This is a genomic window from Paraburkholderia sp. D15 (assembly GCF_029910215.1).
Classification (GTDB): Bacteria; Pseudomonadota; Gammaproteobacteria; order Burkholderiales; family Burkholderiaceae; genus Paraburkholderia.
Map to the genome: position 1 here is coordinate 509,635 of NZ_CP110396.1, position 21,939 is coordinate 531,573.

At 65.1% G+C, this 21,939-nt stretch carries 21 protein-coding genes; 15 read left to right on the forward strand and 6 right to left on the reverse strand.

Annotated features, from left to right (window positions below; genetic code table 11):
* Nucleotides 1-38 precede the first annotated feature (38 nt).
* Nucleotides 39-908: a hypothetical protein gene (locus LFL96_RS22005; protein WP_281002814.1), complete on the reverse strand. Its 870-nt coding sequence runs from the start codon at nt 906-908 to the stop codon at nt 39-41.
* 227 nt (nt 909-1,135) lie between these two features.
* Between LFL96_RS22005 and LFL96_RS22010 the strand changes: the two genes are divergently transcribed.
* From LFL96_RS22010 to LFL96_RS22025, 4 genes are all read left to right on the forward strand, one after another.
* A complete protein-coding gene (locus tag LFL96_RS22010) occupies nt 1,136-1,594 on the forward strand; it encodes a MarR family transcriptional regulator (protein ID WP_281002815.1) in 459 nt (152 codons plus the stop codon).
* A 16-nt stretch (nt 1,595-1,610) separates the two neighbouring features.
* Nucleotides 1,611-2,174: an isochorismatase family protein gene (locus tag LFL96_RS22015; protein ID WP_281002816.1), complete on the forward strand. Its 564-nt coding sequence runs from the start codon at nt 1,611-1,613 to the stop codon at nt 2,172-2,174.
* 114 nt (nt 2,175-2,288) lie between these two features.
* Nucleotides 2,289-3,629, forward strand: coding sequence for an MFS transporter (locus tag LFL96_RS22020; RefSeq protein WP_281002817.1), 1,341 nt, complete (start codon nt 2,289-2,291; stop codon nt 3,627-3,629).
* 22 nt (nt 3,630-3,651) lie between these two features.
* Nucleotides 3,652-4,146, forward strand: coding sequence for a hypothetical protein (locus tag LFL96_RS22025; protein WP_281002818.1), 495 nt, complete (start codon nt 3,652-3,654; stop codon nt 4,144-4,146).
* Between the two features lie 124 nt (nt 4,147-4,270).
* Here the strand turns inward: LFL96_RS22025 and LFL96_RS22030 are convergent, their stop codons facing one another.
* Both LFL96_RS22030 and LFL96_RS22035 read right to left on the reverse strand, forming a co-directional pair.
* Complete coding sequence (locus LFL96_RS22030; protein WP_281002819.1) at nt 4,271-5,794, reverse strand: CoA-acylating methylmalonate-semialdehyde dehydrogenase; 1,524 nt, start codon at nt 5,792-5,794, stop codon at nt 4,271-4,273.
* Nucleotides 5,795-6,012: 218 nt separating this feature from the next.
* Nucleotides 6,013-7,095 carry a hypothetical protein gene (locus LFL96_RS22035; protein ID WP_281002820.1) on the reverse strand — a complete coding sequence of 361 codons (1,083 nt, stop codon included), beginning with the start codon at nt 7,093-7,095 and terminating at the stop codon, nt 6,013-6,015.
* Nucleotides 7,096-7,424: 329 nt separating this feature from the next.
* On the opposite strand from LFL96_RS22035, the gene LFL96_RS22040 reads away from it, so the two are divergent.
* The 3 genes from LFL96_RS22040 to LFL96_RS22050 all read left to right on the forward strand — a co-directional run bounded on the left by LFL96_RS22040 (nt 7,425) and on the right by LFL96_RS22050 (nt 10,384).
* On the forward strand, nt 7,425-8,330 hold the full coding sequence (locus LFL96_RS22040; RefSeq protein ID WP_281002821.1) for a LysR family transcriptional regulator: 906 nt from the start codon (nt 7,425-7,427) through the stop codon (nt 8,328-8,330).
* A 164-nt stretch (nt 8,331-8,494) separates the two neighbouring features.
* Nucleotides 8,495-9,160 carry an HAD-IA family hydrolase gene (locus LFL96_RS22045; protein WP_281002822.1) on the forward strand — a complete coding sequence of 222 codons (666 nt, stop codon included), beginning with the start codon at nt 8,495-8,497 and terminating at the stop codon, nt 9,158-9,160.
* 24 nt (nt 9,161-9,184) lie between these two features.
* Entirely contained in the window at nt 9,185-10,384 is a 1,200-nt protein-coding gene (locus LFL96_RS22050; protein WP_281002823.1) for a DSD1 family PLP-dependent enzyme, read from the forward strand.
* 54 nt (nt 10,385-10,438) lie between these two features.
* On the opposite strand, the gene hpaR is transcribed toward LFL96_RS22050, so the two are convergent.
* On the reverse strand, nt 10,439-10,846 hold the full coding sequence (hpaR, locus tag LFL96_RS22055) for a homoprotocatechuate degradation operon regulator HpaR (protein ID WP_281002824.1): 408 nt from the start codon (nt 10,844-10,846) through the stop codon (nt 10,439-10,441).
* A gap of 178 nt (nt 10,847-11,024) precedes the next feature.
* On the opposite strand from hpaR, the gene LFL96_RS22060 reads away from it, so the two are divergent.
* The 7 genes from LFL96_RS22060 to hpaI all read left to right on the forward strand — a co-directional run bounded on the left by LFL96_RS22060 (nt 11,025) and on the right by hpaI (nt 17,175).
* A complete protein-coding gene (locus LFL96_RS22060) occupies nt 11,025-11,810 on the forward strand; it encodes a fumarylacetoacetate hydrolase family protein (RefSeq protein WP_281002825.1) in 786 nt (261 codons plus the stop codon).
* A complete protein-coding gene (locus tag LFL96_RS22065) occupies nt 11,807-12,574 on the forward strand; it encodes a fumarylacetoacetate hydrolase family protein (protein WP_281002826.1) in 768 nt (255 codons plus the stop codon). The genes LFL96_RS22060 and LFL96_RS22065 overlap by 4 nt, the downstream gene beginning before the upstream one ends.
* Before the next feature lie 29 nt (nt 12,575-12,603).
* On the forward strand, nt 12,604-14,061 hold the full coding sequence (gene hpaE, locus LFL96_RS22070; protein ID WP_281002827.1) for a 5-carboxymethyl-2-hydroxymuconate semialdehyde dehydrogenase: 1,458 nt from the start codon (nt 12,604-12,606) through the stop codon (nt 14,059-14,061).
* 62 nt (nt 14,062-14,123) lie between these two features.
* On the forward strand, nt 14,124-14,987 hold the full coding sequence (gene hpaD, locus LFL96_RS22075) for a 3,4-dihydroxyphenylacetate 2,3-dioxygenase (RefSeq protein WP_281002828.1): 864 nt from the start codon (nt 14,124-14,126) through the stop codon (nt 14,985-14,987).
* 20 nt (nt 14,988-15,007) lie between these two features.
* Nucleotides 15,008-15,406 carry a 5-carboxymethyl-2-hydroxymuconate Delta-isomerase gene (locus LFL96_RS22080; RefSeq protein WP_281002829.1) on the forward strand — a complete coding sequence of 133 codons (399 nt, stop codon included), beginning with the start codon at nt 15,008-15,010 and terminating at the stop codon, nt 15,404-15,406.
* Nucleotides 15,407-15,494: 88 nt separating this feature from the next.
* Nucleotides 15,495-16,298, forward strand: a complete 804-nt coding sequence (hpaH, locus tag LFL96_RS22085; RefSeq protein WP_281002830.1) for a 2-oxo-hept-4-ene-1,7-dioate hydratase — start codon at nt 15,495-15,497, stop codon at nt 16,296-16,298.
* Between the two features lie 73 nt (nt 16,299-16,371).
* Complete coding sequence (gene hpaI / locus LFL96_RS22090) at nt 16,372-17,175, forward strand: 4-hydroxy-2-oxoheptanedioate aldolase (RefSeq protein WP_281002831.1); 804 nt, start codon at nt 16,372-16,374, stop codon at nt 17,173-17,175.
* Between the two features lie 103 nt (nt 17,176-17,278).
* Here the strand turns inward: hpaI and LFL96_RS22095 are convergent, their stop codons facing one another.
* Together LFL96_RS22095 and LFL96_RS22100 are read right to left on the reverse strand one after the other, a co-directional pair.
* The gene (locus LFL96_RS22095) at nt 17,279-19,606 is read right to left on the reverse strand and encodes a bifunctional diguanylate cyclase/phosphodiesterase (RefSeq protein ID WP_281002832.1); all 2,328 of its coding nucleotides are present in this window, start codon (nt 19,604-19,606) and stop codon (nt 17,279-17,281) included.
* Between the two features lie 179 nt (nt 19,607-19,785).
* Entirely contained in the window at nt 19,786-20,946 is a 1,161-nt protein-coding gene (locus LFL96_RS22100; protein ID WP_281002833.1) for a GGDEF domain-containing protein, read from the reverse strand.
* A 533-nt stretch (nt 20,947-21,479) separates the two neighbouring features.
* Between LFL96_RS22100 and bcsD the strand changes: the two genes are divergently transcribed.
* Nucleotides 21,480-21,935, forward strand: a complete 456-nt coding sequence (gene bcsD / locus LFL96_RS22105; protein WP_281002834.1) for a cellulose biosynthesis protein BcsD — start codon at nt 21,480-21,482, stop codon at nt 21,933-21,935.
* Nucleotides 21,936-21,939 lie beyond the last annotated feature (4 nt).

A 21,939-nucleotide genomic window follows, 5' to 3' on the forward strand; every position in this document is an offset into this window, starting at 1 on the left:
CGGGGCGGTAACCACATCACCGCCCCGCGCCCTACCGCTTACTGACTACAGAACGTCGGCTGATACTTGTACACCCACGCGGTCTTCGTCGAACTCGGCGACTGCACCCAGTTCGTCATCCCCTGAATCACGCTGAACATCAACTGCGAACGCGACGTCACCTTGTCGGTGAAGTCTCCGTCGCTGTTCACATCGACTTCGAACGAGATTTCCGCGAGCGCGGGCGTGGTCGAACCGTTCGCATACCAGACCGTCATCGTGAAGTCGGCGTTTTCCTGGCCGAGATCGCTGACCGGACCGTCGTACGTCACCTCGTGAATCGACAGCCCGCTCACCGGCACCAGCGACTGGCTGCTGATGCTGTCGAACACATGCGTGGTCGGGAACAGGTCCTTGATGTCGCTCAGGTGGTTGATGTTCTTCGAGTCCGACAGCGGCTCGCTGGTGGAGTGCGAAAAGGTTTCGTTCGATGGCGGCGTGATGTCGTCTTCGAGTTTGCTCTTCGCCTTGGATGAACTGCCGCTCACGTCGGTCTTCGCCGAGGTCGTCTGGTTCGGCGAGCCGAACTTCAGTTCGATGTTGCGGCCGCTGCTGTCGTCGCGCTCGCGCATCGAATAGCCGGCCTGCTTGACCGCGCAGGTGCCCGGCGCATCGTAGTACAGCACGGTGCGATCGTTGTCGGCCACGAAGCTGCCGGTGACGGTGCGGTCGAAACCGTTGGCCGCCAGACTCGCCTGCAGATCGGTGAGGAAACGGTTGGCCGCATCGGCCGGCTGGCTCGCGAAATTCACAGGGTTAAGCAGCACTTTGTATTCGCGGCTGCCTACCGACGGCGTGCCTGCGTGCGCAATCGTGCTCGCGCAAAGCAAAGCCGCCGTCCCTGCATGATGCCATCTGATCTTTGTCATTTCGGTTCTCATGGATTGAAAGGGTACTGCCCCTTCAATCTACGGGCGGCGAGTGACAACGTGGTGAAGTGCGCGCAAATGGCCGGCGGAATCCGCGCCTTGACTCGACGTAGATATGAAGGTAACCTTCAAAGGTAGCCTTCATAGTTTGAGCATGTGCCTGAACCTGGCTTGAAGCCATATCTGCCTACCCTCCTTCGCATGTCCATTACGTCTTCATTCACGTCATGACCCGGCGCGACACTTCATCCGCCCCCGACACCGACGCCCTGCACGCCATGGCGGAAGACCTGCGCGTGGTGACCGGCAAGCTGCGCCGGCGGCTGCGCGAAGAGGCGCACATCGGCGATTTCACGCCGTCGCAGATTCAGGTGCTGGGCCTGCTGGAACGAGAGGGCTCGGCCACCGTCAGCGAGCTTGCACGTCTGCACGGCATGCGTCCGCAATCCATGGGCGAAAAGCTGTCGGTGCTGAAAGCCGCCGGTCTCGTCAGCGGCGCGCCCGATCCGAACGACGGCCGGCAGACGGTGCTCTCGCTCACGCCCGCTTTCCGCAAGAAGGTCAAGGCCAGCCGCGCGGCACGCGAAGACTGGCTGTTTCGCACCATCCAAAGCCACTTTTCGGCGGCCGAACAGCAGCAGCTCGCGGTCGGCGTCGAACTACTCAAACGCCTCATCGACTCGTAACGCAGGAGAAAACACCATGGCACTCACCACGCTCGACGCGAAGACCGCACTGGTCGTCATCGATCTCCAGCGCGGCATCGTCGCGCTGCCCACCGCGCACTCCACCGCGGAGGTCGTCCAGCGCGCCGCGCAACTGACCGAAGCGTTCCGCCGTCATGGTCTGCCCGTGGTGCTGGTGAACGTGGCCGGCAGCGCGCAGGGCCGCGCGGACCAGACGGGCCCCAAGGGCGATTTCCCGGCCGCCTTCACGGAGCTGATGCCCGAGCTGAACCAGCAGCCGTCGGACCATCTCGTCACCAAACGCACGTGGGGCGCGTTCACCAACACCGATCTGCACGCGCATCTGCAAGCGCAAGGCGTCACGCAGATCGTGCTGCTCGGCGTCGCGACCAGCATCGGCGTCGAATCCACCGCGCGCCACGCGCATGAACTCGGCCTGAACGTCACGCTGGTGGTGGATGCGATGACCGATATGCATCTGGACGCGCACAACAACACGCTCGCGCGCATCTTCCCGCGCATCGGCGAGACCGGCACCACGCAGGAGGTGCTGGACCTGCTCGAACGCACGCACGGCTAATGCACCCACTGCGCACGCATCAGGCGCGCATCACGCACCCATGAGCCAATCCATCGCGCCGCGTGCACGCCGCACGACCGGCGCATCCTTGAGCCACTCTCCCAGGACGACCCCGTGACAGGCACGTTCCGTTCGCTGCGCACGTACAACTACCGGGTCTGGGCGAGCGGTGCGATCGTCTCCAACATCGGCACGTGGATGCAGCGCACGGCGCAGGACTGGCTGGTGCTCACGGGGCTCACGCATCACAATGCGACGGCCGTGGGCATCGTCATGTCGTTGCAGTTCGGCCCGCAGATGCTGCTGTTGCCGCTCACCGGCTACGCGGCCGATCACTTCGACCGCCGCAAGCTGCTGTTCGCCACGCAGGCCTCGATGGGCACGCTCGCGCTGCTGCTCGGACTGCTGACCGTCACTGGTCTCGTGCAGCTCTGGCAGGTGTACGTGTTCGCGGGTTTGCTCGGCTGCGTGACCGCGTTCGACTCGCCCGCGCGTCAAACTTTCGTGTCCGATCTGGTCGGCGAGGCCGACCTCGCCAACGCGGTCGGTCTGAACTCCACGTCGTTCAACGCCGCGCGCATGATCGGCCCGGCTGTCGCGGGCTTGCTGATCGCGTCGGTGGGCACGGGTTGGGTGTTCCTCATCAACGCGCTGTCGTTTATCGCGGTGCTCGGCGCGCTGCGCATGCTGCGGCTCGACCAGCTGTATCTGAAGCCACGCGCGAAACGCGCGCGCGGCAGTTTCGTGGAAGGCTTCAAATATGTATGGCGCCGGCCCGATCTGAAGGCCGCGCTGCTGATGCTGTTCCTGATCGGCACGTTCGGGCTGAACTTCCCGATCTTCATCTCGACCATGTCCGTCACCGCGTTTCATGCGGGCGCGGGCGAATACGGCGTACTGAGTTCGACCATGGCGATCGGCTCGGTGACCGGCGCGCTGCTCGCGGCGCGCCGCTCGAAACCGCGCATGGCGTTGTTGCTCGGCGCGGCGACGGTATTCGGCGTGGGCTGCACGGTGGCCTCGCTGATGCCGAACTACGTGCTGTTCGGCATCGTGCTGATCGCGGTCGGCGTATCGACGCAAACCTTCACCACGTCGACGAACAGCCTCGTGCAACTGACCACCGAACCCGCGATGCGCGGCCGCGTGATCGCGATTTTGCTGGCCATCGCGCTGGGGGGCACGCCGCTCGGCGCGCCGGTGGTCGGCTGGGTCGCGGATCGCTTCGGTCCGCGCTGGGCGCTCGGCGTGGGCGCCGCGTCGGGTTTCGCGGCGGCGCTGGTCGGCTTGCTGTATCTCGTGAAGTACCGGCAGTTGCGCGTGTACGTGGAGAATGGATGGCTGCGCTACAGCATCGACGATCCGCGTCAGGCGCCGCCGCAGGTCAGTCCGGCCATGGCGGTGCAGAACGCGGTGTTGAATGAAGCGGAAGAGGATACGTCGTCGAGCGTTTGATGGTTTGCCTGGAGGTTGTTCAATGAAAAAAATTTTCGGTTTTGCACTGGCATGCGCGCTAGCCTGCTCGATGCCGATCGCGAACGCGAACGCGGCACAACCGGGCGCGTCCGTCCTGGCAAAGCAGCTTGACGACAAAGGCGCAAAAGCCACGGTGAGCGGCATGTCGGAGTCCGAGTGGGACAACGTCCTGACTCGCATCGATGCCGGCAACGCAGCATGGGTTGCGCTCGCGCCGAAGCTGGCCGAAGGAACGGATGGCGGATATTCCGAAGACCTTGGAATTGGACTCGCATTCGCGCTGCCAAAGAATCCCAAGGCGGTACTCAAAGCCATTGATCCCAACAACGGTCCGGTACTTGGCGTTGGTCGAGTTTGCTCTGCACCGTTCATCGAAGATACGGTCAAAGACATTCCGGCCTACATCAAGCGCGCTAAAGCGGCGTTGCATGGCGTACATGACCCGGCGTTGCAAAACGTGAGGGACGCCTGTCTGGCAGAACTGGCGAAGCCATAGACAGAAAAGCTCGCGACGAAGGCCGGCCTGTTGCAGCAGGAACACAAAAAAGCCGCGCCCGACCGGATTCGTTTCCGGCCAGGCGCGGCTTTTTAACTAACGCGCTGAAACTATCGTCCCGGCGTCACTTCGCCACCGGCATCGTAAACTCCGCGCCCTTCGCGATGCTATCGGGCCAGCGCTGCATGATGCTCTTATAGCGCGTATAGAAACGCACGCCCTCTTCGCCGTACGCATGATGGTCGCCGAACAGCGACTTCTTCCAGCCGCCGAATGAGTGCCAGGCCATCGGCACCGGAATCGGCACATTGATGCCGACCATACCCACCTGAATCTGCCGGCCGAACGCGCGCGCGACGCCGCCGTCGGACGTGAACAGCGACACGCCGTTGCCGAACTCGTGCGCGTTGATCAGCGCGACCGCGCTGGCGAAATCGGGCACGCGCACCACCGCCAGCACCGGGCCGAAAATCTCCTCGCGATAGATCTTCATCTCCGTGCCGACATTGTCGAACAGCGTGCCGCCGATGAAGAAGCCCGCCTCGCCCGCCACCGGATGCGCGCGGCCATCGACGATCAGCTTCGCGCCTTCCGCCTCGCCCGACGCGATATACGCCGCCACCTTCGCCTTATGTTCCGCCGTCACCAACGGTCCCATCTCAGCGTCCAGATGCTCGCCGTTCTTGATCACCAGCGACTTCACGCGCGGCACCAGCTTCTCGATCAGCGTATCGGCCACATTGCCCACTGCCACCGCGACCGAGATCGCCATGCAGCGCTCGCCGGCCGAACCGTACGCGGCGCCGATCAACGCATCGACGGCCTGATCGAGATCGGCGTCGGGCATCACCACCAGATGGTTCTTCGCGCCGCCAAGCGCCTGCACGCGCTTGCCGCGCTTCGACGCTTCCGTATGAATGTATTCGGCGATCGGCGTGGAGCCGACGAAGGACAGCGCGGCCACGTCCGGGTGCTCGATCAGCGCATCCACCGCGACCTTGTCGCCGTTCACGACGTTGAACACACCATCCGGCAGACCGGCTTCCTTCAGCAGTTCGGCGATCCGCAGCGACGCCGACGGATCGCGTTCCGACGGCTTCAGCACGAACGTGTTGCCGCATGCGAGCGCGACCGGGAACATCCACATCGGCACCATCACCGGGAAATTGAACGGCGTGATCCCAGCGACCACACCGAGCGGCTGACGCAGATTCCAGTTGTCGATGCCGCCGCCGATCTGATCGGTGAAATCGGTCTTCAGCAGATTCGGAATGCCGCACGCGAACTCGACCACCTCGATGCCGCGCACCACTTCGCCTTGCGCGTCCGTGAACACCTTGCCGTGTTCGCGCGTGATCAGCATCGCAAGTTCGTCGTGATGCCGGTTCAGCAATTCCTTGAACTTGAACAGGATGCGTGCGCGCTTGATCGGCGCGGTCTCGCTCCACGCGGCAAACGCGGCTTTCGCGGCCTGCACCGCCGCGTCCACTTCCGCGACCGACGCCAGCGCAACCGAGCCCGTGACCTCGCCGGTGGCGGGGTTGAACACGTCCTTGAAGCGACCGCTCGACGGCGCGGCCGGCGCGCCGCCGATGTAGTGGCCCAATTGCTGCACCGTCAGCTTCGCTTGTTCGTTCACTGCATTCATGTCCTTACCTCGGGTTCGGGATCGGCCGCGGCGTGGAGAGCCGGGCAAAAAAGATCGGGCTTGCGTCGCGCGGCGCGGGCGGTATCGCATTCGCTCGCCGGGCCGCCAAGACCCGCAGACTGTAGCGACGGCGTCGCGTGGATTCCCGATACAGCGCGGTAGAACCGCGCCTCACTGTATTGTTTTTGGCGCGGAAACTGTATTGGTGAAGCGGGTTCTCAACGCCACAAATCGGTCAGCTCGTTGGCCAGCACCATCTTTTCGCGCACCCGTTCGATGAACGCCGCGTCGCTCACGCCTTGCGCCTTGAGGAATTTCAGCGCGGCGGAGTGCACGGCGCGCATCGCGCGTCCGTCGATCCCGCCGATGCGCGCCGCGCTACGCCGCGTCTCGTCGACCAGGTCGCGCGCGCTGCCGAAGTCGGGCGACAGACCGCATTGCGCCTGGAACGCGGCGCTCAGATTGCCCGCATACTCGCGCGATTGCCCGAGCTGGTCGATGTCGACCAGCAGATCCACGCCATCCGCCATTTTCAACGCGCACAGCATCCACAACGCGACGAACGCGCGGTACGCGTTGCTGCCCTCGACGCTGCGCGCATATTGCTCGCAGGCGAGCGCGTACGCGTCCTCGTTCGAGTTCGGCGCGACCGGCGGCAGCGTCACGCCGCAGACCGCGATCGCTTCCCTCACCAGCGGATCGCTCTGATTCAACCCCAGCACGCGAAACGGCGCCGCGACGAAGAACGCGTTGCTCCATTGCTGGTTGAGCACCCAGCCCGACGCGAACTGCGAGGCCGGATTGCGCAATACGCCGACGTGCATCACCTGCGGGAACGCCTGCTTCAGCCAGGGCAAGCGGCCCGACGACCGGCAAAACTTGAAGACCGGCACCTGTCCATGCTCCAGCGTGCGCTCGCACAGCGTATGCAGATACGCCTGCAACGCGGGAAATTCCGCATCCGGCACCGCAGCGAAACGATCGATGCCGAAGCGCTTCCGGTAGCCATCGACACCGCGTGCGCCGTCCCGCAGAAACGGCCGGTATTCGTCGAAATAGGGCCTGGCGAGCGGCGGATGACCGGAGGTCAGCGTGGGCCGCGACGCATCGACATCGGCGAGACTCAGGTCCGCGAGCACGTTGCTGAGCGGCTCGTAGAAACCGGTGGCGGCGTCGAGCGCGCGCAGACGCGACCAGACCCATGTGCCCGCGCTGCGCCAGCCGGTGTGCAGAAATATCCCTTGTTTTAGGGCTTTTTCGTGCGTGGACGTTTGCGATTGCTGGCTGGATGGGTGGGACATGGCGGGCTTCGACGGGTCGGGTGACAACGTCATGGGACTTTTCTTCCAATGAAAGCGGCAACGATTTCGGTGCGCAACCGAGGCCGCCCGCGCGGCTGCGAAACGGGCAAGGCCGGCGACATCGGCGCGTACTTTAGCGGGTCAAGCTGTCGGCTGCGTTACAGGAACGTCACTTTACCCTGCATCGTCCGCGTGGTTCGCGCAGCGGCGTAATGGCGAACGCAGCGACTCGTCACCGGCGCGCCGGTGGAACCGCGCATCCAAACCCTTTAATCTTCCACACTCGCTTCCACACTCGCTGCCACACTCCCGCCAACCCAGCCGCCACCATGACCGACTCCACCGATATCCGCTTCCTGCTGACCATCCGCGAAAGCGGCAGTCTGATCGCCGCCGCGCGAAAGCTGGGCCTGTCGCCATCGGCGGTCACGCAGCGGCTCCAGCAACTGGAGAAGCGGATCGGCACGCAACTGGTCAACCGCAGCGCGCGCCGCCTGCAATTCACCGAGGAAGGCGCGCTGCTGTGCGAGCGCGGCGCGGAACTCGTCCAGCAGTTCGACGCGCTGTTCGACGACGTGCAGACACGCCGCGGCGGTCTGATCGGCACGTTGAAGATCAATGCGCCGCTGGGTTTCGGACGCCGCCATCTGGCGCCGGCAATCGCCGCGTTCCAGCAGGAAAATCCGGACGTCGACGTCGCGCTCACGCTCTCCGATCAGCCGCTGACCGACCGGATGGACCGCTTCGATATCGTCGTGCATATTGGCGAGGTGCCGGTGTCGAACCTGGTCGGCTACACGATCGCGCCGAACGCGCGCTTCGTCTGCGCGGCGCCTGCGTTGATCCGCCGCGCCGGCATGCCGGAAACGCCGGCGGATCTGGACCGGCTGCCTTGCATCGTGCTGCGCGAAAACAACGAGGACGTCACGCTCTGGCAGTTCAGCAAGGGGCGCACGCGCCAAAGCGTGCGCGTATCGCCGCGACTCAGTTGCAACGACGGCGACGTGATCCGCCAGTGGGCCTGCGAAGGGCGTGGCGTGATCCTGCGTTCCGAGTGGGATGTCGCCGAGGACATCGCGAAAGGCAGACTGGTGCGCGTGCTGCCGGGGTGGAAAACACCGGACGCCAATGTGATCGCGCTCACGCATCAGCGCACCGGACTGCCCGCGCGAACGCGGCATTTCATGCAGTATCTGCAGGCGCGCTTCAAGCCGCAACCGCCATGGCGGCGCTGAATGATCTGTGGAAGAACCGCGGACCATGTACAGCTGGAGGTGACAATCAAGATTCAAAAAAATCGAATCTATGAATCAATCCCGCTAAACGCCGGTGCGAAGCGACAAACCTATAATCGGTTCATCCCCTTCACCACACCGGACCACCCGACGCCGGCCCCATCATGACCGATACGCCATCCGGCGACACCGCCGACGCCTACCCGAAAGCCGTCCTCTTCGACCTGCTGACCGCCCTGCTCGATTCGTGGACGTCGTGGAATCGCGCCGCCGGCTCCGAAGCCGCCGGCCGTGCGTGGCGCGCCGCGTATCTGCGTTTGACCTACGGTTGCGGCCGCTACATTCCGTATGAACAACTGGTGCGCGACGCGGCCCGCGAAGTCGGCCTCGCCGAAGCCGCGCCGCTCGCGCTCGAAGCCGGTTGGTCCAACCTGGCACCGTGGCAAGGCGCCGTCGATGCGTTGCAGGCGCTCGCGCCGCATTGCAAACTCGCCGTGGTCACCAACTGCTCCGCGCATCTCGGCCGGCAGGCGGCCGCATTGCTGCCGGTCCGCTGGGACGCGCTCGTCACCGCCGAGGAAGCCGGCGTCTACAAGCCCGACCCGCTGCCGTATCGTCTCGCGCTCGACAAGCTCGGCGTGGCGCCGCACGAAGCCGCATTCGTCGCCGGCTCCAGTTACGACATGTTCGGCACCGCCGTCGTCGGCTTGCGGACATACTGGCATAACCGCATCGGCCTGCCGCTCGTGAGCGGCGCGCAGGCGCCCGCCATCGAGGCGCCGACGCTCGACCCGCTGGTGCCGTGGCTGCGCCGCTTCGGCCGCCGCTGAACCGCCCTCCCCTCTGGTGAAAGCATGAAACTCGAACACCTGGACACCCCCGCCGCGCTGATCGACGTCGCGCGAATGCAGAAGAACATCGCGCGGATGCAGGGGCATATGAATACGCTCGGCGTCGCGTTCCGGCCGCATGTGAAGACCACCAAATGCATCGACGTGGTACGCGCGCAGATTGCCGCGGGCGCGCGCGGCATCACGGTCTCGACGTTGAAGGAGGCGGAGGCGTTCTTCGCGGCGGGCGTGACCGACATTCTGTACGCGGTCAGCATGGCGCCGGGCAAGCTGCCGCGCGCGCTAGCGTTGCGGCGCCAGGGCTGCGATCTGAAACTGGTGGTGGACAACCCCAGCGCCGCGTCCGCGCTGGCCGGCTTCGGCGCGCAACACGGCGAAACTTTCGAGGTGTGGATCGAGGTCGATACGGACGGCCATCGCTCGGGTATCACGCCCGACCAGGACACGTTGCTCGATGTCGGGCGGATTCTGCACGAGAACGGCGTGCGGGTAGGCGGCGTGATGACTCACGCGGGTTCCAGCTACGAACTCGACACGCCGCAGGCACTCGCCGCGCTCGCCGAGCAGGAGCGCGCGGGTTGCGTGCGCGCCGCGCAACGGCTGCGCGATGCCGGCATTCCGTGCCCGGCGGTCAGCGTGGGTTCGACGCCGACCGCGCTGGCCGCCGCGCAACTGGACGGCGTCACCGAGGTGCGCGCGGGCGTCTATGTGCTGTTCGATCTGGTCATGCACAACGTCGGCGTGTGCGCGCTCGACGATATCGCGCTGAGCGTGCTCGCCACCGTGATCGGCCATCAACCCGACAAAGGCTGGGCGATTCTCGACGCGGGCTGGATGGCATTAAGCCGCGACCGGGGCACGTCGAAGCAGGCGCACGACTTCGGCTACGGCCAGCCTTGTCTGCTGAACGGCACGCTGTTGCCGGGTTATGTGGTGAGCGGCGCGAATCAGGAGCACGGCATTCTGTCGGCGATCGGGCAAGAGGCAAACGCTGACGCTGACGCAAACGCGAACCCAGACACAAACGCTGGCACGCACGCGACGGCATCCCCCCGCGACGACATCACGCAGCGCTTCCCGCTCGGCATGAAGCTGCGCATTCTGCCGAATCACGCGTGCGCAACGGGCGCGCAGTTCCCCGAGTATCACGCGGTGACGCCGGACGGCGACAGCGTGGAATGGCGGCGCTTTCACGGCTGGTAAAGCCGGGGCCGGATCCAGGGCCAAGACGCGGGCTATCACCGCCCGCGCCGCCCTTCACGCGTCCTCTTCCTCCAGTCCGGCCAGCAGATCGTCCACCGCCCGGTACACGCGCTCGACGATCTCCGGCCCGACCTTGCGCTCCAGTTCGCGGTAGTGCGCTTCCAGATCTTTCGAAATCACCCGCACCAGGTCCACGCTGGTGTCGGTCAACGACACCAGCACGCGCCGCTGGTCTTCCGCGAAACGCTCCTTCGTCACCAGCTCCATGCTCTCCATGCGCGCGAGCACGCCCGCCATGCTCGGGCTCGAAATCGTGCAGATGTCGGAAATATGGCGCGGCTCCATCGGACCATGCTCGTTGAGCGCGCGGATCACGCGCCATTGCTGCTCGGTCAGTCCGTGCGCGGTGATCAACGGGCGGAACCGCTCCATCATTTTTTCTCGGGCACGCAACAACAGCATCGGCAGGTTGCGGTGCAAAACTCGGGTGGAAGCAGCGGACATGTTCGGGGAAAAATTAAAGGCAGCCGTCGGAGCTTAAGGGAAAACCCGCGATCGGCCGACATGGCTATTGACCGGGGATGATATCAAGCGCAATACTACTAACATGTTAGTGTTTTCGCCGAGAGACCGCCAGTCCATGTTTGCCCTTGCCGATCATCTGCTGCATCCCGAAGGCGACGCCCTGCCTCGCGACGTGGATGCCGCCACCGCAGCCGCGCTGCTGGCCGGCGGCATGGCGTGCCGCGCGCCCGTCAGCGGCGCCGTTTACGGAACCTTGCTGAACGACCGCGCCGCGCTCGCGGCATTGGGCGACGCGATGCACGCCGCGCCGTACAAGGCGCCGCCGCAAGCGCCGGTGCTGTATCTGAAGCCACGCAACACGTTCGCCGGGCACCGCGCGCGCATCGTCGTGCCGGACGACACGCTCGGCGTGGAAGTCGGCGCATCGCTCGGCATCGTGATCGGCCGCACTGCAACACGCGTTTCCGTGGCGCATGCGCTTGACTACGTGGCGGGCTACACGCTGATCGGCGACCTCAGCGTGCCGCATGCGAGCGTGTACCGTCCCTCGGTGCGGTTCCGCGCACGCGACGGCTTCTGCGCGATCGGCCCGGTCGTCGTTGCAGCGCGTCATGTGGCGACACCGGACGCTTTGCCGATCGCCGTCTCGTTGAACGGCGCAGCCGTGTTCAGCGCAACGACCGCCAGCTCGGTGCGCGGTGTCGCGCAACTGCTCGCCGACGTCACCGATTTCATGACGCTAAGCGCGGGCGACGTGATCACGCTCGGCGTGCCGCACGGCTCGCCGGTCGCGCATATCGGCGACACCGTCACGCTGTCCGTCGGCGGCTTGCCGCCCCTCACCCTGTCGTTCGCCGGCGCAACCTCCGGCGCCGTGCAACCCGTGGGAGAACCGTCATGATGCGCGGCCGTGTAGCGTATGCAGGGGCGATTCACGAATGCTATCCGGACCCGCGCGGCGTGCGTCTCGCCGATGGCCGCGTGCGTCGCGAGGATGAAGTGGTGTGGCTCGCGCCGCTCGAGGTCGGCACGATTTTCGCGCTTGGTCTGAACTACGCCGAGCATGCGAAGGAGTTGCAGTTCAACAAACAGGAAGAGCCGCTCGTGTTTCTCAAGGGACCGGGCACGGTGATCGGTCATCGCGGCGTCACACGCCGTCCGGATGGCGTCGCCTTCATGCACTACGAATGCGAGCTGGCGGTCGTGATCGGCCGCACGGCGCGCGACGTGACGCGCGAACGCGCGCTGGATTACGTGGCCGGCTACACGATCGCCAACGACTACGCGATCCGCGACTACCTGGAAAATTACTACCGCCCCAACCTGCGCGTAAAGAATCGCGACGGCGGCACGGTGCTCGGCCCGTGGTTCGTCGACGCCGCCGACATCCACGACACCGGTGACGTCGTGCACCTCGAACTGCGCACGTTCGTGAACGGCACGCGCCAGCAGCACGGCAATACGCGCGATCTCGTCACCGGCATTCCCGCACTGATCGAATACCTCAGCAGCTTCATGACCCTCGCGCCCGGCGACGTGATCCTGACCGGCACGCCGGAAGGCATCGTCAACGTGAATGCCGGCGACGAAGTGGTCTGCGAAATCGACGGTCTCGGCCGTCTCGTCAACACGATTGCCTCCGACGCGGACTTCGGCCGCGCGTGACCGAACGCTATTCAGGAACAGGACAAGCCATGCGAATCGAGCATCTGATCGACGGTAAAACGAGCGCCGCGCAGGATTACTTCGAAACGGTCAATCCGGCCACCCAGGACGTCCTCGCGGAAGTCGCGCGCGGCGGAGCACAGGAAGTCGACGCCGCGGTAAGCGCCGCCAAACGCGCGTTTCCGGCATGGGCCGCGAAACCCGCCGCCGAACGCGCGAAACTGATTCGCAAGCTCGGCGAGCTGATCGCGAAGAACGTGCCGGAGATCTCCGAGACCGAGACGAAGGACACCGGCCAGACGATCTCGCAAACGCGCAAGCAACTCGTGCCGCGCGCCGCCGACAATTTCAGCTACTTCGCCGAGATGTGCACGCGCGTCGACGGTCACACGTATCCGACCGACACGCATCTGAACTACACGCTGTTCCACCCGGTCGGCGTGTGCGCGCTGATCTCGCCGTGGAACGTGCCGTTCATGACGGCCACGTGGAAGGTCGCGCCCTGCCTCGCGTTCGGCAACACGGCGGTATTGAAGATGAGCGAGCTGTCGCCGCTCACCGCGTCGATGCTCGGCCAGCTCGCGCTCGAAGCCGGCATTCCCGCCGGCGTGCTGAACGTCGTGCACGGTTTTGGCAAGGACACCGGCGAGCCGCTGGTCGCGCATCCGGACGTGCACGCGGTGTCGTTCACGGGCTCCACCGCAACGGGCAACCGCATCGTGCAGACCGCGGGCCTGAAAAAGTTTTCGATGGAACTGGGCGGCAAATCGCCGTTCGTGATTTTCGACGACGCCGACTTCGAACGCGCGCTCGACGCCGCCGTGTTCATGATCTTCTCGAACAACGGCGAACGCTGCACGGCCGGCTCGCGCATTCTCGTGCAGCGCTCGATCTACGCGCGTTTCGCGGAGCGTTTCGTCGAACGTGCGAAGCGGCTGACGGTGGGCGATCCGCTCGCCGACGGCACGATCGTCGGTCCGATGATCAGCCAGGGGCATCTCGCGAAAGTGCGTAGCTATATCGAGCTGGGTCCGAAGGAAGGCGCGACGCTCGCGTGCGGCGGACTCGATACGCCGGATCTGCCGGAAGCGCTGCGCAAGGGCAACTTCGTCACGCCGACCGTATTCGTGGATGTCGACAACCGCATGCGCATCGCGCAGGAAGAGATTTTCGGCCCGGTCGCGTGCCTGATCCCGTTCGACGACGAAGCCGACGCGATCAAGCTCGCCAACGACATCTCGTACGGACTGTCGAGCTATATCTGGACCGAGAGCACCGGCCGCGCGCTGCGCGTCGCGGCGGCTGTCGAGGCCGGCATGTGCTTCGTCAACAGCCAGAACGTGCGCGATCTGCGTCAGCCGTTCGGCGGCACGAAGGCATCCGGCACCGGCCGCGAAGGCGGCACGTGGAGCTACGAAGTGTTCCTCGAACCGAAGAACGTGTGCGTGTCGCTGGGCTCGCATCATATTCCGCGCTGGGGCGTTTAACGAGAGTCGGACGCTAGCGTCGTCTCGCCTCGACAGGCGATACACCAACATTGGAGACCGAGGTGGGCAAACTCGCGTTGGCTGCAAAAGTGACACACGTTCCGTCGTTGTATCTGTCCGAACTCGACGGTCCGCATAAAGGTTGCCGTCAGCCGGCAATCGACGGCCATCATGAAATCGGCCGGCGTTGTCGCGAACTGGGCGTGGATACGATCGTCGTGTTCGACGTGCATTGGCTCGTGAACAGCGAATACCACATCAATTGCGCGCCGGCTTTCGAAGGCGTGTACACCAGCAACGAACTGCCGCACTTCATCAAGAACATGCCGTACGCGTACCCCGGCAATGTCGGGCTCGGCCAGTCGATCGCCGAAGTCGCGAACGAAATGGGCGTGAAAAGCCGCGCGCACAGCGAGACCACGCTCGAACTCGAATACGGCACGCTGGTGCCGATGCGTTACATGAATGGCGACCGGCACTTCAAGACCGTCTCGGTGGCGGGCTGGTGCATGTGGCACGACCTCGCGACCAGCGCACGCTTCGGCCTCGCGGTACGCAAGGCGATCGAGGAACGCTACGACGGTACCGTCGCAATCCTGGCGAGCGGCTCGCTCAGCCATCACTTCGCCGACAACGGCACCGCCGAGCAATACATGCACAAGGTCTGGAATCCGTTTCTCGAACAGATGGACCGCAAGGTGGTCGATCTGTGGGAAGCCGGCGACTGGGCGACCTTCTGCGAGATGCTGCCGCTGTACAACGAGAAATGCTGGGGCGAAGGCGGCATGCACGACACCGCGATGCTGCTCGGCGCGCTCGGCTGGGATCGTTACGACGGCAAGGTCGAAGTCGTCACGCCGTACTTCGGCAGTTCGGGCACCGGCCAGATCAACGCGATCTTCCCGGTCACGCCGCTGCCCGCCTGAATCGGAACAAGGAGCCTGACGTGCCCCATCTGACACTCGAATACAGCGCCAATCTCGCCGACGCGGACAGCCTCGGTCAACTGTGCGGCGCGCTCGCGCAATGCCTCGACGCGCAGCGCGATGGCGAGCAGCGCGTCTATCCGCTCGGCGGTATCCGCGTGCGCGCGTTGCGCTGCGAGCAGTACTGCATCGCCGACGGCCGTCCCGACGCGGCGTTCCTGCACGCGAACCTGAAGATCGGCGCGGGCCGTTCGGACGCCGTCAAGAAGGCCACCGGCGACGCGCTGTTCGCGCTGATCAAACGGCATTTCGCCGACGCGTTCGAGCAGCACGGGCTCGCGTTGTCGCTGGAGATCGGCGAGTTCAGCGAGGCCGGCACGTGGAAGCACAACAACCTGCACGCACGGCTGAAGGGTTGACACGGCAAACCCCACGCGGCGCCAAAGCTTCCTCGCCGGGATTGACAGGCCAGTTTCACAGCCGTACTCCGGCTCATCGAGAACCGACATGCTAGACGAACACACCATCCATGCACTCGCGGCAGAACTCGACCACGCCGAGAAAACCCGCACGCAGGTGCGCCATTTCTCCGCCCGCTACCCGTCCATGACCGTCGCGGACGGTTACGCGATCCAGCGCGAGTGGGTCAAGCTCAAACTCGCCGAAGGACACGTGATCAAGGGCCGCAAGATCGGCCTCACGTCGCGCGCGATGCAGCGCTCGTCGCAGATCGACGAACCCGACTACGCGCCGCTGCTCGACAGCATGTTCATCGAGGCGGGCCAGGACATCCGCGTGGACCGTTTCATCGCGCCGCGCGTGGAAGTGGAACTCGCGTTCGTGTTGAGTAAGCCGCTCAAGGGCCCCGGCGTCACGCTGTTCGACGTGCTCGACGCGACCGCCTACGTGACGCCCGCAGTGGAAATCATCGACGCGCGCATCGAGCAGTTCGATCGCGACACCAAGGCGCCGCGCAAGGTCTACGACACGATCTCGGACTTCGCGGCGAACGCGGGCATCGTGCTGGGTGGGCGTCCGGTGCGTCCGCTCGATGTCGATCTGCGCTGGGTCGGCGCGCTGCTCTACAAGAACGGCGCGGTCGAGGAAAGCGGCCTCGCGGCCGCGGTGCTGAATCATCCGGCGACCGGCGTGGCCTGGCTCGCGAACAAGATCGCGCCGTACGACGAGTCGCTGAACGCCAACGACGTGATTCTCAGCGGCTCGTTCACGACGCCGATTCCCGCGCGCGCCGGCGACACGTTCCACGTCGATTACGGCCCGCTCGGCGGAATCGGCTTGAACTTCGTCTGAGTGCCGCCTGAAAGTTTTATCCGGCTATTCAGGCCCACCACCCTGATTCCTCGCTCAAAGACCACATATCGCCATGTCCCTACCGCACAACGCCTTCAAGCGCGCGATCCGCGAAGGCCAGCCGCAATTCGGCCTGTGGGCCGCGCTCGCCGATGCCTACGTGACCGAAGTGCTCGCCACGGCCGGCTTCGACTGGCTGCTGATCGACAACGAACACGCGCCGAACGACGTGCGCAGCACGCTCGCGCAATTGCAGGCGGTGGCCGCCTATCCGTCGCATCCGGTGGTGCGGCCGGTGCGCAGCGACAGCGCGCTGATCAAGCAGTTGCTCGATATCGGCGCGCAAACGCTGCTGCTGCCGATGATCGATACCGCCGGCCAGGCCGCCGACGCGGTCGCCGCGACCCGTTATCCGCCGCAGGGAATTCGCGGGGTCGGTAGCGCGTTGGCGCGCGCGTCGCGCTGGAATCGCATTCCTGACTATCTGCATGCGGCCGCCGGTGAGTTGTGCGTGCTGGTGCAGGTGGAGAGTCTGCAAGGGCTGGAGAATCTGGCGGCGATCGCGGCGGTGGACGGTGTCGACGGCGTGTTTTTCGGGCCGGCGGATCTGAGCGCGTCGATGGGTTTGCTGGGCCAGCCTGGCCACGCCAGCGTGCGCGACGCGATCCGTCAGGGCATCGACACGGTGCGTCGCGCGGGCAAGGCGGCCGGCGTGCTGGCGCCGGACCCGGCGATCGCGGCCGACTACCTCGCCGCAGGCGCGACCTTCGTCGCAGTCGGCACGGACACCGGCTTGTTGAGCCGCGCGGCGGCGGACCTGGCCGCGTCGTACAAGAACACCGCGAGCGCGGCGGCGCCAGTCAAGGGCGGATATTAAAGTTAAACGCGAGGGGCTTCATGCGCGAAGATTAACCGCGAGGTTTGACCCCGACGGTCAAGCGCAAAGCCAACCGCGAGAGCCAGCGCCGAACACCCGCCGCTCACTCCCCCGCCGGCCACGGCAAGCCCAGCGCCGACCAGTCCAGCTCGACGCCGATCACCGAGCGCTCCGCCGGGAACTGCAACGCCAGCGTCACCGCGATGCACGGCCGGCCGCTCGCGAGCGACAGATAAGGATTGCTCGCCACCGCGACACCCGGCAGCAGCACCGCATTACGGAAATACGGCCGATGGTCCCAGCGCGCGTCGCGCGGATTCGCGACCGGATGCAGCGACGCGCCGTCGCTGCTCCACGCCGGCCCCGGCAACTCATGGCCGATCTGCCGTCCCGAATCGTCGAGAATGAAGCAGCTGATGCAGCGCTCGAAAGTCGACAGCGACGCGAACGCCTGCTCCATCGCGACACCGCCGCGCAGCGCATCCGCGACCTGCCGCAGCGCCTCGCGATACGGCTCGACCTCGGACTCGAACATCGCATGCTGATGCGCGCGGCCTTGCGCGATCACGTCGAACGCGTCGTCGATGCGCCGGTGCACCGAGTCCGGCGGCACGATCTCCGCCGCCGGGCGGCCGAGCAGATAACCCTGCGCGAAATCCACGTTCGATTCCACCGCGAGAATCAGTTCCTCGGTCGTCTCGACTCCTTCGACCACCACCAGCATCCCTGCCTGATGCAGCAGCGACACGAGCTTAGGCAGGATCGGCTGCTCGGTGCCGGGACTGGTCGCGCGAATCAGTTCGCCGTCGAGCTTGACGAGGTCCGGACGGATGCGCAGCAGGCGGTCGAGATTCGACTGCCCCGCGCCGAAATCGTCGACGGCGATCAGGAAGCCGTGCTCGCGATACAGCGCCGCCGCCCGCGACATGTCGTCGACGCTGCCGCCGTGCGATTCGAGAATCTCCAGAATCACGCGCTCGGGCTCCAGCCCGACCGAGCGCACGATCTTCGCGAGCTGGTCCGCGTAGCCGTCCGCGATGAAGGTGGCCGGCAGAATGTTGAGGAACAGCCACGCGTCGCCGGGCAGCGACTTGCGCGCATTGCCCAGATGCACCGCATGACTCGCGCGGTCGAGCGCGCCTTCGTCGCTGGAAGGCTTCGGCGCGAACATCACGACCGGCGGCACCAGCGAGCCGTCGTCCTGCTCGCCGCGCAGCAGCGCCTCGAAACCGACCTGCTTCTGATGCGACAGACTGTAGAGCGGCTGGAAATGCGAAGTCAGGTAATAGTCTTCCCAGCGATGCCGGCGCGCGCCGCCATCCGCCGCGGTCTCGTCGCCGAGTAGCTGCAGCGCTTCGAGCGGCAGCGCGCGTTCGGCGCAGACGCGGTTGCGGCCCGAGTGCTTGGCGCGCAGCAGCGCCTCGTCGGCGCGATCGAGCAACACCATGATGCTTTCGCCGCGCCGGTGCTCGGCCACGCCGAAGCTCGCGGTCAGATGACCGTCCGGCCGCTCGATACCGGCGATCGCGCCGCGCAGCCGCTCGGCCAGATCCAGCGCGCCGCTCAGACCGTCGCGCCGCAGCACCGCGAACTCCTCGCCGCCGATCCGGCTCACGCTGTCGTCCGCCGAGGTCTCTTCCATCAGCACCTGCGCGACCTGGTACAGCGCGTGGTCGCCGACCGCGTGACCGAAGCGGTCGTTCAACGACTTGAAACTGTCGATGTCGAGAAAGATCGCGCTGATCCGTTCGTCGGATGCGTTCATGTCGAGCCGGCGCTCGGCCTGCTTGACGAACGCGCGGCGGTTTTGCAGACCGGTCAGCGGATCGGTCGCCGCGAGTTGCGCGAGCTGGCTTTCGAGCAGGAAGTGGTTACGCCGGAAACGATAGAAACCGAAGTGGAACACCGCCGAGGTCGGCATGCCGATCGCCGCGATCCACATCCACACGACCACGTCGACGTCGTGCGGGCGCGGCGCGCCGGACAGCAGCGCGAAGGCCGCCGCGTAGAACAGCACGGTGCCGGTGAAGTAATGCGTGGGCGTGAGCCACAGCGGCGCCGCGCAGATCGGAATCACCGCCATGGCCGGCAGCACCCACAGCAACGGCGCATCGACTCCCGCGACGTTCAGCGCCATGCCGCCCACCAGCACCTGCAGGTAGACCACGCCGATCACGCCGAACAGCCAGATCGATTTCGCGCGCGGCACCGCCAGCACCAGCAGCGCGAGCACGAGCGCGCACAGAAGCCGGTAGCCGAGCGGCGACGCCGGTCCGCCGACCAGATTGCGCGCGCCGACGAAGCACAGGAACGCGACCACGGTGAACGCCATCGTCACCGTGGAAAGCGGACGCTGATGTTCGAGCGAGCGCCGATGGAAGCGCTCGCGTAATCCGGAATCGGACAGATGTTGCGTGGAGTTGGAAAGCATATCGATAGATATCAGGCTGGTTCCGGTTACTCTGCCACTGGTTATCGGCAAACACCTGATGAATATTTAACCTTTCCACGCACCTTATGCTGTTCATGCGAACGGACGTTCGCTTCGGGTTGTTCCGTCCTTTCTCTTCTTATCCCTTCCCTTCGCGTTTCGGCTCGTTTCGTTTCGCCCTACGCCGTTTCGGTCGCGGCGGCCATCACGCGATTGCGGCCCGCGGCCTTGGCCGCATACAACGCGCCGTCCGCGCGCGCCATCAACTGCGCGAGCGATTCGCCGCGCCGATACTCGTCCACGCCGACGCTGAACGTGTAGCGCAAGCCGCCCGGCAGATCGGCCGCGGCGGTCGCGGCCAGGCTCGCACGCAGCCGGTCCAGTTGCTCGACCGCATCGGCGGCGTCGGTCGCGGGACACAGCACGCCGAATTCCTCGCCGCCCAGGCGCCCGAACAGATCGCCCTCGCGCAGACCGGCCGCGACGAACGCCGCGAAATGGCCGAGCGTGCGGTCGCCCGCCGCATGACCATGACGGTCGTTGACGGCCTTGAACGAATCGATGTCGATGATCGCCGCCGCCAGCGGCGTGCCGTCCTGCCGCGCGGCGTCGAGCAGCGCCTCGCCGCGCGTGATGAACGCGCGGCGCGCGAGCACGCCGGTCAGATCGTCGACGTTCGCGAGCCGTTCGAGCCGCTCGGCAAGCCGGTCGTGCGCGAGCATCACCACGCCGATCGACAGACACGGCGCCGCCAGCACGCCGAGCGCGAGAAAAATGATGTTCGACGGCGTGACCTGCATCAAACTGTTCTGCGACAGATGGCCCAGGCCATACAGCAGACCGCGGAAACTATGGCCGGCGCACAGCAGAACGGACGCTATCGCCACGAAGTAGTAGTTGTAGCGCGGCCGGTCCTTCGGCCGATAGCGCAATATCGTCGCGGCTAGCACGGCGTAGAGCGCCGCATGGAACGCCGACGCCACCACAACGCGGGCGGCGAAATCCGGCACGGCGAAGGTCCAGTAGATCATGCCCACGCAGACGGCGGCCACACCGGAATAGCCCAGCCACGCGCGCGGCGGACGGCCGAGAAAATGCCGGCAGCCCACTACCACCAGCCACAGCGACGCGGCCAGCAGCGTGTTCGACGCGATGAAGGTCAGCCAGCGCGGCCCGATGCCTTGCAGCGAAAACGCGAGCAGCGCGACGATCGCGAGCGCGTTGGCAACGATCCAGTGGCCGACGCCAGGAATGGCAACCCGCCATAGCGAGCCGAGGACGGCCATCGCCATCGCGCTCGATAAAACGGTGACCAGCAGGATACTGAGTGGATTGAGCATTGCAATATGTGGGTCGAACGATGTCGCGATGATGCCGGGCTGCGTTCAGCGCTGCCCCAATCATAGTTTGAGTGCGCATGACGATGGAAAGAATCGGCAAGAATTTCTACATAGACAAAACCCGCATTGCCGTTTAACCAGTTGCTCACTCGCCACGCATTCGCCATTGAAAAGAAAAGCTAAATGCCCGCGCGAAAACGGCCGTTATCACGGATAGGTCGCATGCGAAGCGGGCGGAATTACATCGGGTCGTCATGCAAAGGCGGTATCGCGCTGCAATCAGGAAAAATTACGTAATCGGAATGCATCCGCCGCAATCGATTGCGCGTATAAAAGCAGACGATTGGGAAGTGGATAAAAGTTAATGTCTTAAGTAGACTCCTGCCGAACTGGGTCGGACCCACCTGGCAGACCGGTAAAACTAACCTAAGGTGCGCGCAAACCCCGCTTTCCCGAAACACTTTTGCTTTGCCCGCTCCCCGACTCATTGCCGCCGTCTGAACCGGCAGGCGCAACGGCTCTTTCCGGAAACCATGGTCCCCATTCTCGATTACCTGCTGGAACGTCAAATTTCGCCACAATGGCGCGGCATGCTGAACGCCCTGGCGACCGAATTCGAAGCACAGATCGGCGGCGCCGAATTGCGGCAATTGATGCATCGCGTCGGTACCCGTTTCGCGGCTGCGCATCCGCTGCCCGCCTGCGGCTCGACTGCCGAACTCGAACGCACGTTGAATCTGGCCTGGCACGAGATGGATTGGGGTTACGTCGAACTGGCGGACGAAGCCGAGTCGTTGCGGATCGTCCACTATTGCTCGCCGCTGCTGGCATTCGGCGGCTCCGCTCTGACGTGGACGCCGGCCTTTCTCGAAGGCGTGTATCAGACGTGGTTGAGCGCGCTCGGTGCGCAAGGTTTGTCGGTCGCGCAAACGAGCGGCTATGGCGAGGACACCGCGATCGAATTTCGTCTCGGGCGTCATCCGGTCTGAGCGC

Excerpts from the sequence above, each read along its gene's own strand:
- LFL96_RS22005 (WP_281002814.1), bottom strand. The coding sequence starts at position 908 with ATGACAAAGATCAGATGGCATCATGCAGGGACGGCGGCTTTGCTTTGC.
- LFL96_RS22010 (WP_281002815.1), top strand. The coding sequence starts at position 1,136 with ATGACCCGGCGCGACACTTCATCCGCCCCCGACACCGACGCCCTGCAC.
- LFL96_RS22015 (WP_281002816.1), top strand. The coding sequence starts at position 1,611 with ATGGCACTCACCACGCTCGACGCGAAGACCGCACTGGTCGTCATCGAT.
- LFL96_RS22025 (WP_281002818.1), top strand. The coding sequence starts at position 3,652 with ATGAAAAAAATTTTCGGTTTTGCACTGGCATGCGCGCTAGCCTGCTCG.
- LFL96_RS22030 (WP_281002819.1), bottom strand. The coding sequence starts at position 5,794 with ATGAATGCAGTGAACGAACAAGCGAAGCTGACGGTGCAGCAATTGGGC.
- LFL96_RS22035 (WP_281002820.1), bottom strand. The coding sequence starts at position 7,095 with ATGTCCCACCCATCCAGCCAGCAATCGCAAACGTCCACGCACGAAAAA.
- LFL96_RS22040 (WP_281002821.1), top strand. The coding sequence starts at position 7,425 with ATGACCGACTCCACCGATATCCGCTTCCTGCTGACCATCCGCGAAAGC.
- LFL96_RS22045 (WP_281002822.1), top strand. The coding sequence starts at position 8,495 with ATGACCGATACGCCATCCGGCGACACCGCCGACGCCTACCCGAAAGCC.
- LFL96_RS22050 (WP_281002823.1), top strand. The coding sequence starts at position 9,185 with ATGAAACTCGAACACCTGGACACCCCCGCCGCGCTGATCGACGTCGCG.
- hpaR (WP_281002824.1), bottom strand. The coding sequence starts at position 10,846 with ATGCTGTTGTTGCGTGCCCGAGAAAAAATGATGGAGCGGTTCCGCCCG.
- LFL96_RS22060 (WP_281002825.1), top strand. The coding sequence starts at position 11,025 with ATGTTTGCCCTTGCCGATCATCTGCTGCATCCCGAAGGCGACGCCCTG.
- LFL96_RS22065 (WP_281002826.1), top strand. The coding sequence starts at position 11,807 with ATGATGCGCGGCCGTGTAGCGTATGCAGGGGCGATTCACGAATGCTAT.
- hpaE (WP_281002827.1), top strand. The coding sequence starts at position 12,604 with ATGCGAATCGAGCATCTGATCGACGGTAAAACGAGCGCCGCGCAGGAT.
- hpaH (WP_281002830.1), top strand. The coding sequence starts at position 15,495 with ATGCTAGACGAACACACCATCCATGCACTCGCGGCAGAACTCGACCAC.
- hpaI (WP_281002831.1), top strand. The coding sequence starts at position 16,372 with ATGTCCCTACCGCACAACGCCTTCAAGCGCGCGATCCGCGAAGGCCAG.
- LFL96_RS22095 (WP_281002832.1), bottom strand. The coding sequence starts at position 19,606 with ATGCTTTCCAACTCCACGCAACATCTGTCCGATTCCGGATTACGCGAG.
- LFL96_RS22100 (WP_281002833.1), bottom strand. The coding sequence starts at position 20,946 with ATGCTCAATCCACTCAGTATCCTGCTGGTCACCGTTTTATCGAGCGCG.
- bcsD (WP_281002834.1), top strand. The coding sequence starts at position 21,480 with ATGGTCCCCATTCTCGATTACCTGCTGGAACGTCAAATTTCGCCACAA.